Here is a 2,736-nt window from a genome sequence, read left to right on the forward strand (position 1 = left end):
AGGGTCTGATCGCCACTATTTTGGATGGTGAAGGTCTTCGTGTCGGTGCTGCCCACGGCCACATCGCCATAGGCGAGGGTTGTAGGATTGACCAGGATCACGGGGCCAGACTGGTTGGGTTGCAGGGTCAGTTTGAGGTTGGGGCGGTAAGAGGAAGTGCTGCCGCCGGTAAAGAGGTTGGTCTGATCAGAATTGTCGCTGCGCACATAGCGGTAACCGTTGGTCACAGATGTGTGCTGCGTTGTACCGGATGACGAATAAGCCCCAATGAGCCTGAAGGCGGTGTCCACCACGATGTTGTCATTGCCGTTCCAGGTGAAGGGGGTATCCAGTGTCAGCATGTTCCAGCCGGTGACTGTAGGTTGGTAAGAGGTGGAATTCCAGACGGTGCTGAGCCCGGTTGATATCCAACTGGAAACGTCGGTGGCGCTGGTATGCCCCATACGGATAATGTAGTTGGGCATGGCCAGGGTGGGCAGACCGGTAACATAGAAGCCGATGTCGGTGATGTCGATGGGTCCGAACACACCTGCAGCGTTGAGTTCAGCCTTTGTGTACACCGCTTGTCCGTGTAAGCTCTGATAATAAACGTTGATGGGGCAGGCATCTCTGGTGCTGTTGGAACCGGTTCCATCGCCGATGATCACTGAGTTATCTGGTGTGGCCTGGACTGTTTCGGTAGGCTCTGCGTCTTCACCTGAATAGGTGGCCACCACATAGTAGGAGTAGGTTGTGCCGTTCACAACTGCGTTGTCGGTGTAAGTAAGCCCCGTCGCGGTGGTGAGCAGGTTGCCGTTACGGTAGATTTTGTAACCGGTGGGGATTCCACTTATAGGCTCGCTCCAGTTTAGTATCACCAAACCATTTCCGCCCACCGCGGTCAGATTACGGGCGGGATAGAGCCCGGCAGGGACGTAGGCTTGCAATTTCAGGTTGGGCAGATTGTTGGAAGCCGTAAGTGATATGGGCTGGGATGAATCGCTTCTGTTTTGGCGGGCTTGGGTGGCAGTAGTGGTGGAATATGTCCAGAAGGGGTAATTAGAAATATAGCTCTGATTGCCCTTGATGGTGAGTATGGCCAGGTTGGAAGTTCCGTTGTAGGCAAAGAGGTTGTCCAGTTCCACTTCCATCCAGCCGGAGGTATCAGTGTTCGGGAAGGTTCCGCTAAAGACCAGAGTGTAGCCGTCTGTGCTGTAGTCGCCGCTGGACAGGCTGGACTCGCTGGTGTGCTTCATATAGATGCTGACAGCCTCGATGGGATTTACATCGGTGCCGCTGCCCTTGTGGAAGCCCAGATACCTGATGTTGCAGGCGGTGCCGATCTGAGAAGCCAGATAGATCGCCTCATGGCTGGAGTAGTTCCAATAACGGTTAATGGGGTAAGGCTGGGTTTCGCTGCCAGTTCCTATGATGATGGTAGAGAGGGGATTGGTGGTGGGGAAGCCTGTTACTGTGTTCGAGGGGTCGGATTCCTCAGAGCCGTAGATGGCTGTTACGTAATACTCATAGCTGGTTTCGTTCACCACGTTTGTATCAGAGTAATTCAATCCGTTGGTGCTGGCCAGATAGCTGCCATCGCGGTAAACCCTATAGCTGCTTGGAGTTCCGGTGGCAGGGGCCTGCCAGTTGAGGTTCACTACCGCGTTGCCGGAAGTGGCAGTCAGGTTTTGAGGCGGGGCATAGTAGGTTCCCATCGGCGGGAAGATGATGTGATCCAGCCAGGCGCAGTCGCTGCCATTGGCCCAGGAACTGTCTTTGGAGTAGGTCCAGGCCAGGGTGTGGCTGCCGGAGGTCAATGGATAGGAAGCCTCTGCCCAGCCTGCGGAACCGGACCACTCGCCCTGCTTTACGCCATCGACGTAGAAACGCAGAAAGTCATAGTTGCTCTCGGAGGATACCTTGTACCAGAAACTGAGATTGCCCGCGCTGCTGACCACCACAGGCAGGCTGAGGGTAGTGCTGCTGCTGTTGCCGATAGCGCCGGACCTGGCGGCATAGGTGCCGGAAAAGACCTCTGAGCTTTGCACCGTCCAGGGCACGGAGCTGTTGTTTATCCAGGGATACAAAGTAAAGTTTCCGGTCTCGAAACCCTCATCCGGAGGGGCCAGCAGGGTGACCGTGATGCTGCGGGTGGCGGTGTTTCCGCTATTGTCGGTGGCGATTACCTTGATGCTATGGGGGCCGCCGGCATATCCAACGGTGTTCCAAACCCAGGAATAGGGGCTGGAAGTATCGGTGCTTTTCAACACGTCGTCGATATAGAAGGCCACGCTGGTGATGTAGCCATCAGTATCGGAGGCAGTTGCGGTGATGGTGATGCTGCTGTTGAGGTCATGCACCGAACCACTGGCCGGGGCGGTGATGGAAACCGAAGGCAGGGGGGGGTCGGTGGCCAGCAAAGCCTGGTAGGCATTGATGCGCCCGCTGCCCAGTTGGCCAATGTAGCTTTGGTTCACGGCGTAATGATCGTCAGCGGTGGATTCCAGGATGTTCTCCACGTCGGCGCTGCTGAGGGTGCGGCCGTTGCGGTGGGCATAGGAGACAACCAAAGCCGCCACGCCTGAAGCATGCGGACAGGCCATCGAGGTGCCCTGATAGAATCCGTAATTGCTGCCGCTCCAGCAACTAAGCACGCCCTGGGAGGTGACGCTGTTAGTCTCTCCACCGGGGGCGGAGACGTCCACCCAAGTGTCGTAGTTGGAATACCAGGCCTTGGTATCGTTGTGGGTGGTGGCG

The 2,736-nt window shown here is 56.4% G+C and carries 1 protein-coding gene; it reads right to left on the reverse strand.

What is annotated here, in order from left to right; genetic code table 11:
- A partial coding sequence (locus GX466_09380; protein ID NLH94406.1) for a S8 family serine peptidase occupies positions 1-2,736 on the reverse strand: 2,736 nt, incomplete at both ends.

This window comes from Candidatus Cloacimonadota bacterium, from assembly GCA_012516855.1.
Taxonomy (GTDB): Bacteria; Cloacimonadota; Cloacimonadia; order Cloacimonadales; family Cloacimonadaceae; genus Syntrophosphaera.